At 43.0% G+C, this 6,981-nt stretch carries 6 protein-coding genes, 1 tRNA gene and 1 pseudogene; 1 reads left to right on the forward strand and 7 read right to left on the reverse strand.

Features of this window, described 5'->3' with window-relative positions; all coding sequences use genetic code 11:
• Position 1: 1 nt before the first annotated feature.
• The 7 genes from VB836_RS26780 to VB836_RS26810 all read right to left on the reverse strand — a co-directional run bounded on the left by VB836_RS26780 (position 2) and on the right by VB836_RS26810 (position 5,911).
• Positions 2 to 1,561 carry an efflux RND transporter periplasmic adaptor subunit gene (locus VB836_RS26780; RefSeq protein ID WP_323224126.1) on the reverse strand — a complete coding sequence of 520 codons (1,560 nt, stop codon included), beginning with the start codon at positions 1,559 to 1,561 and terminating at the stop codon, positions 2 to 4.
• A gap of 84 nt (positions 1,562 to 1,645) precedes the next feature.
• Entirely contained in the window at positions 1,646 to 2,443 is a 798-nt protein-coding gene (gene cobA / locus VB836_RS26785) for a uroporphyrinogen-III C-methyltransferase (RefSeq protein ID WP_323224128.1), read from the reverse strand.
• 344 nt (positions 2,444 to 2,787) lie between these two features.
• Positions 2,788 to 3,975 carry an aminotransferase class V-fold PLP-dependent enzyme gene (locus VB836_RS26790; protein WP_323224131.1) on the reverse strand — a complete coding sequence of 396 codons (1,188 nt, stop codon included), beginning with the start codon at positions 3,973 to 3,975 and terminating at the stop codon, positions 2,788 to 2,790.
• 26 nt (positions 3,976 to 4,001) lie between these two features.
• Positions 4,002 to 4,073: transfer RNA gene (locus tag VB836_RS26795), tRNA-Asn, on the reverse strand.
• Positions 4,074 to 4,164: 91 nt separating this feature from the next.
• Positions 4,165 to 4,716 (reverse strand): NYN domain-containing protein, encoded by a 552-nt coding sequence (locus tag VB836_RS26800; RefSeq protein ID WP_046279252.1) that lies wholly within the window; start codon positions 4,714 to 4,716, stop codon positions 4,165 to 4,167.
• Positions 4,717 to 4,958: 242 nt separating this feature from the next.
• On the reverse strand, positions 4,959 to 5,651 hold the full coding sequence (locus tag VB836_RS26805; RefSeq protein ID WP_046279251.1) for an energy-coupling factor ABC transporter ATP-binding protein: 693 nt from the start codon (positions 5,649 to 5,651) through the stop codon (positions 4,959 to 4,961).
• The gene (locus VB836_RS26810) at positions 5,648 to 5,911 is read right to left on the reverse strand and encodes a hypothetical protein (protein WP_323224133.1); all 264 of its coding nucleotides are present in this window, start codon (positions 5,909 to 5,911) and stop codon (positions 5,648 to 5,650) included. Before VB836_RS26810 ends, VB836_RS26805 begins: the two co-directional genes overlap by 4 nt.
• Before the next feature lie 529 nt (positions 5,912 to 6,440).
• Between VB836_RS26810 and VB836_RS26815 the strand changes: the two are divergent.
• Positions 6,441 to 6,981, forward strand: a pseudogene (locus tag VB836_RS26815) (photosystem II D2 protein (photosystem q(a) protein)); the annotation flags it as partial.

Raw genomic sequence — 6,981 nt, forward strand, 5'->3', positions numbered from 1 at the left:
ATTATCGACGTCTGCGGTTGCGTCGAGGACTACTTTGAGGATTACTGTCAGTGGGAGTAGAAGAAGCTTCTGTAATCGGTATTCCTGGTTCTAAGGGCGTATCAGGAGAGGGTGAAATGACGCGATCACCTGCTTCTAAACCGGATGTAACTTCAACTTGAATTAACCCTTCTAATCCTAACGTAATGGCTTGTTTTTGTGCGGTATTATTAGAATCTATTATCCAAACATAGGGAGATTGTCCGTCACGTTGAATTAATTCGGTGTTTAATACGACTACATTATTGCGTTCTTCTAAGACAATTTCTACACTAACTGCGCTTCCTGGAATTAATGTTTTCGTGGGTTGATCGAGTTGAATGGTTGCGGGGACTGTGGCTTGACCTGATGACTCCGAATTATTATTATTTCCTGCACTTCTGGCTTGTAAACCGATGCTTTGAACTCGTCCAGTGAAGGTTTCTGTGTTAGGGCCTATGACACTAATTCGAGCCAGTTGATTGGGTTTGACTTGAGCGGCATCGAGAGTAGAAAGTTGCAGTTGAATTAGTTCTTGATTGGGATCGCCTAATGTCATTAATTCATCACTGCGGTTAACGCCATCTCCTGGTTTAACGTTAATATTCAGAATAACGCCATCAATAGGAGCGGTAACAATATTATTTTCTAAAGTTAGGGTTTCTTCTTGATATTCTATTTTTATACGCTCAAGATCACTTTGACTTTGTTTCAATTCAGACTGAGCTTCTTGGAGGTTTATTTCAGCTTCAAAAATTGTACTACTATCAACACTAGCCTGAATTTCCACTTCTCTAACTTGGGCAGTTTCTAACTCGATTTTGGAATTTTTTAACTCAAGTTCAGCATCTCTTAATGAGGCTTTACTTTCACGAACAGTTTGTTTTTGGCGATCAGTTTCTTGTTGAGCAATGAACCCTCGTTCTAACAGTTTTTCTGAGTTTTCGAGTTCTGCTTCTGCGGCTTCTAAATTCGCTTTTGCTTCTTCTAGTTTCTGACGATTTCGATTAATTTTTGCTTGTATTTTGTCGATTTCTAAGTTTTGAATGGCTTCTTTAGAGGCTAATTCTTCTTGATAATCTTCCACATCTTCTTCATAGTCCGCTTGAGCAATTCTTAGCTTTTTTTCAGCTTCTTCTATTTTTTCTCGATTGCGTTCAACTAATATTTCCTGTTTCTGAATTTCTAATTGTTTTTTATTTAAGATTGTCTCTCGTTGAGGATTTCTTAAAATCATTAATTCTTGACCTGATGAAATTCGGTCTCCCTGTTTAATTAACACCCGATCAACGGCTCCTTCTTCGGGTGATTTAATCGTTCGTTGTCCCCCTAATTCAACTGTTCCGCCTGCACTAATTTTATTTTCAACATTGTCTAATTCAACCTCAACTAACTCAGCAGTTGTTGGAGTCAAGGGTCGATTTTTTATCCAATCATAACCCCAAACTCCACCTAAGCTGACACTGGCTAAAATAAACGCTCCGGTTAGCCAGCGCATTCCCACTTGATAGGCTTTTTTAGCTTGATAATCTAGGCTAGACACAATCAACTGAAAGCTTTAAACTTGACGGAAAAATACGCAACATCATTGATGATCTCCCTCCAGTTTAACGTGGTTTTTGAGAATCTATCTACCTTCGACAGAGGGGAGACAATGCGGTAAAATCTGACGCAGATGAACCACCTCTCCAATAACGGCGATCGCAGGCGCTTCAAATCCTGTGGTTTCTACTTGTTGTACAATTGTATCTAACTGTCCGATTAATTCTTCTTGTTCGGGTCGAGTTCCCCAACGAATTAAGGCGATCGGTGTTTCTGGAGTTCGACCTGCGGCGATCAATTCTGAGGTAATATGAGTTAAATTATGAACACCCATATAAATTACAAGGGTTTCTGAACCAACGGCTATCGCTTTCCAGTTGACTTCCGGTCGATATTTTCCCGCAGCTTCGTGACCCGTTACAAAGGTCACAGATGAACTATAATTGCGGTGTGTCAGTGGAATTCCGGCATAGGCGGGTGCTGCAATTCCAGACGTTACACCGGGAACCACTTCCACAGGAATTCCCATTTTAACTAAGTCTTCCATTTCTTCGCCACCTCGTCCAAAGACAAAGGGATCACCGCCTTTTAGCCGCACAATGATCGCGTGTTCTTTGGCTTTTTCGATTAAAATTTGAGTAATTTCATCTTGCTTTTTTGAGTGTCGTCCCCGTCGTTTTCCAGCGTGAATGTGTTCAGCTTCAGGGTTAATCATGTCCAGAATAGGCGGACTCACTAAAGCATCATAAACGACAACATCTGCACATTGCAGTAGTCCTTTCCCTTTTAAGGTGATTAACCCGGGATCTCCCGGCCCAGCACCCACTAAATACACTTTACCATACTGTTGACTGACTTTATTTTCTACAATATTCTGACTCATACTTTCCTCATGTTAATCAGCAATTTACTGATTCTCTTGGTTCTATTAATATAAACTCTCGGTTAACCTATTATACTCAGTTCTTTCTCAAATGGTGAGCTACCGTTCAAAAACCGGGTTTCTCTGAAAAACTGAGTTTTTATCTTTTCTGGAGGTAGGGTGCATCAAACCGTAGTTCTTGTTTGCTGAATAAAATGCAAGATATTTGATGCACCCTACAATTGTTTTTAATATTAATAATTTGTAGCGCACATTATAGCCTTTTTCATTCAGACGAGGTGCAGTGAACTTTAGGGGTGCAAGGCTTACAACCTGCTGCCTATACCTTGCTCAAGTCGGAAACGCTATAAGCTAATTAAAGCTTCGACTAATCTATTATAATCTGAATGGGTATTATAAACCTGAGCCGAAATTCTCAGTAATTTTTGAGGCTGATTGTCCCAAGGAATTACCGGAACTTCAATTTTAAATTGTTGCCAAAGTTTTTCTTGTAGCTGAGGAATTAACTGTATTTTATCGGGTAAGATAATCGTTGCCATTGAACCGATTATTTTTTCTGGACAAGGGAGGGCAATGTCTAATTGATCACTCAACATTTTTCGCGCCTCAATCACCATTTTATGATTATATTGCATCAATTCTAACCATCCACCCGGTAGCAATGATCCCATAAATTTGATCGCTTCAGGAATACAAAAATAAGCCGTCGGATCGTGGGTTCCCATCCAATCAAATTCGAGTTGAAACCGAGAACGATCTGTGCGGGGAGAGTTCGCACCATGACTAATGGTTAGAGGACGAATGGCGGCTTGTTTATCGGGTTTAACGTATAAAAAAGCAGCTCCTTTGGGTGCAGATAGCCATTTATGACAGTTTCCACTATAATAAGTCGCATTAATTTCTTGTAAGTTCAAGGGTAACATTCCCGGAGCATGAGCGCCATCAATGAGGCTTTCTATTCCCTGTGTATTGAGTTCTTGAATTAAACGTTTCAGAGGAAAGATTAAACCCGTTTGACTGCTGATATGATCGATTAAAACGAGTTTGGTGCGTGGGGTAATTTGTGTTAAAATAGAATTAATAATCTCATCCGATGAATTGATCGGAAAGGGAATATTAGCAACAACCACTTTCGCCCCCCAACGTTCAGCGACAAAATTTAAAGCGTTGCGACAGGCGTTATACTCGTGGTTGGTGGTTAGCAGTTCATCTTCTGGGGAAAAAGACAGCGATCGCAGTACACTATTAATACCCGTTGTGGCGTTGGGAACAAAGACCAATTCTTCTGCTGTAGCCCCTACAAATTCAGCTAACTGACGACGCGCCTCATCGAGTAAAGACTCCCATTCCCGCACAAAAAAATGCACAGGTTGACGTTCTAGCTGTTCTCGCAGTTGGGTTTGTAGCTGTAAAACCGGAGTGGGACAAGCTCCAAAGGAACCATGATTAAGAAAGGTTACATCTGCATCGAGTAACCAATACTTCCCGTAGTCTGAGGTTTGAAGTTCTAAACTCAGCGTTTTGTCCTTCATCCTTCACCTTTTTTCCTTTGTTCAAACTCCCCGGGTAGGATTCGAACCTACGACCAATCGGTTAACAGCCGACCGCTCTACCACTGAGCTACCGAGGATCGCTCTAAAAATTTATTTTAGTCACAGTTATTTATAGTAACCCACTGCACCCAAAAAAGTCAAGCACTATTTAAATATTTTTTTTGAGGTTTAGGGCTTGAGTCCCATGCGTAACATGGCTAGACGTTTCTGAGACTCTACATCGAGAGAATTCGCCAGAAAACGACTAGAAGACTGTTTATTGGACTTGTGACGGCGTTGGCGACAACGAGCGGTAGATTCGACATCGTGAGCCAATTGCAAGGCTGACATCCATTCAGCCCCGTAACCGATAACAGTTAGTTGATGCGCTCTATCTGAAGTTGCAACGATCAACCGCCGTCTAGACAAGCGAAGTTGATGAGCCATAGAAGCACAGATTTTTTCAATATAACTGTCTGCGGTTTGACCATAACCCGTGTAGTGAACGGATAAGTTCCGAGTTATGCTTTCGATAACGCTAGGGGTATTTTGATAGTGAGCATCAAAGACGACCCGAGCATCAAGTCCTTCAAAAGCACTGTAGTTGACTAATGTCTCTACAAGTGTGCGACGAGCTTCTTCCATTCCTTCCCCTTCTTGCTTTTTTTGCAATTGGGGCCAGACTCCGATCATGTTGTAGCCATCAACTAACAGGATAGCCTTAGATAAAAGACGTGGCATGGCTTAGGACTCTGATACTTTTGCATAAACCTGTACAGTGTACTGCTATAAATAGCGGTGACATTTTTTTCTTAACACATTATTACATGAGCAGGAAAGAATAACAAAAAAATAAAAAGAGTTCAGAAGTTCAGGAGTTCAAAAGACTGCCTGTAATAAGAGGGCGGGTTTATGTTGATTGTTTGGGGGAAGACATACATCTAGGTGGAACCCGCCCCGACAAAGCTGTTCACGGGTTACTCTTATTTGAGATGTTGCATCAAACGCTGCTTGAGGGGTTCAGGATCACCTTGAGCGACAACTCGTCCACCTGAGAGTAAAAAAGCACCGTCGCTGTAGTCGAGTTCATTGAGGCGATGGGTTACCCATAAGGCTGTAATTCCTCGACTTTTAACCAAAGAACGGACTTGACTGACGAGATCAAGTTGACTGTCCGGGTCAAGCAGGGCGGTTGGTTCATCAAAGAGTAACACTTCACATTGTCTGGCTAAAGCGCCTGCGATCGCAATGCGCTGTTTTTGACCGCCACTGAGGGCATAAATTGGCCTTCGCTGCAACGCTTCTAACTTGACTGCTGAGAGTGCATCAGCGACTCGTTGACGAATTTCAGTTAAAGACAGTTGGTCTTCGACTAACCCAAACGCCACATCAGCCCCCACACTCGGCATTACCAGTTGATGGTCAGGGTTTTGGAAAACAAAGCCAACTCGCCCGTTAATCGTCATTTCCCCAGAATGGGAGGTGAGTAAACCCGCCAACAGACGCAACAGCGTTGACTTCCCACTGCCGTTTGTCCCCAATAGCATCCAGAATTCGCCTTGGGGAACAGCTAGAGAACAAGACTTCAACACCTGAGCGCCTGTCGGCCAACTATAGCAAAGGTTACGAACCGTAATAGCAGGGATCGGAACATTTACAGAGTCTGAGGGTTTCATTGTCCAAGCATAGCAAAGCCGGGCGCTCTACCTGTGGTGGATGCTGTTTTTTGGGAAATTTGCACGGCTGAAATTTCGCTACTGACAATAGAAATCTTTTTGTCGGGAATCTTATCACAAGTCAGTTCAATCACTTGGGGCTGACTGGCTTGCATAGCATCAATCACCCTTTGATAAGTGGCTTGAGCATCTTCGAGGGACTTCTGCTCTACAGATAAGGGGATGGGCGTGTACTTAACAATAATATCAATCGAGAACATGGGGCCTAAAAAAATTGCAGAATTGGAACTTCATCAATTCAGTATAGTATTTCATTCTCCGTTTATCAGGGAACAGGGAATAGGGGTTAGGGGTTAGGGGTAGGGGTAGGGGTTAGGGAATGGGGATTAGGGAATGGGGAATAGGGAGGAATGGAGGAACGGACAACTGATAACTGATAACTGATAACTGATAACTGATAACTGATAACTGATAACTGATAACTGATAACTGATAACTGGTCACTGGTCACTGATAACTGGTCACTGATAACTGGTCACTGGTCACTGGTCACTGGTCACTGGTCACTGGTCACTGGTCACTGGTCACTGGTCACTGGTCACTGTTTACTGATCACTGTCAAAACTCCCCCTTGTCACAAACAGAAATAATCCTTATACTGATCACAGAGGTAAAGAAAAGTAACATCATCTTGTACTGTCTCTCATTTTTTGTTAAAGCAGATGAGAAAGACTGTAAAATATAAAGTTACTTAGCCTCTTGTAATCATAAATCTGGAGAATTTCGTAGATGACTATTGCTATCGAACGTTCTCAAGTCCAGAGAGGATGGTTTGATGTCCTCGATGACTGGCTGAAACGCGATCGCTTTGTATTTGTAGGTTGGTCGGGTATCCTGCTCTTCCCCTGTGCCTATCTCGCTTTAGGCGCATGGTTAACCGGAACCACCTTCGTAACCTCCTGGTACACTCACGGTTTAGCTAGCTCCTATTTAGAAGGCTGCAACTTCTTAACGGCAGCCGTCAGTACCCCTGCTAACAGCTTGGGACATTCCCTACTGTTCCTCTGGGGACCGGAAGCTCAGTGGGACTTCGCTCGCTGGTGCCAACTCGGTGGTTTGTGGGCTTTCACCGCCCTGCACGGTGCTTTCGCTCTAATTGGCTTCTGCTTACGTCAGTTAGAAATCGCCCGTTTAGTCGGTGTCCGTCCCTACAACGCTATTGCCTTTACTGCACCGATCGCAGTATTCGTCAGCGTATTTTTGATGTATCCTTTAGGACAGTCAGGTTGGTTCTTCGCTCCTAGCTTTGGAGTCGCAGGAATCTTCCGGT

Origin of the sequence: Limnoraphis robusta BA-68 BA1, from assembly GCF_034932365.1 — a bacterium.
In the GTDB taxonomy this organism is placed as follows: domain Bacteria; phylum Cyanobacteriota; class Cyanobacteriia; order Cyanobacteriales; family Microcoleaceae; genus Capilliphycus; species Capilliphycus robustus.

What these genes read in the sequence shown, in the direction of transcription:
- VB836_RS26800 (WP_046279252.1), bottom strand. Translation starts at nt 4,716, where the DNA reads ATGCCACGTCTTTTATCTAAGGCTATCCTGTTAGTTGATGGCTACAAC.
- VB836_RS26805 (WP_046279251.1), bottom strand. Translation starts at nt 5,651, where the DNA reads ATGAAACCCTCAGACTCTGTAAATGTTCCGATCCCTGCTATTACGGTT.
- VB836_RS26790 (WP_323224131.1), bottom strand. Translation starts at nt 3,975, where the DNA reads ATGAAGGACAAAACGCTGAGTTTAGAACTTCAAACCTCAGACTACGGG.
- VB836_RS26810 (WP_323224133.1), bottom strand. Translation starts at nt 5,911, where the DNA reads ATGTTCTCGATTGATATTATTGTTAAGTACACGCCCATCCCCTTATCT.
- cobA (WP_323224128.1), bottom strand. Translation starts at nt 2,443, where the DNA reads ATGAGTCAGAATATTGTAGAAAATAAAGTCAGTCAACAGTATGGTAAA.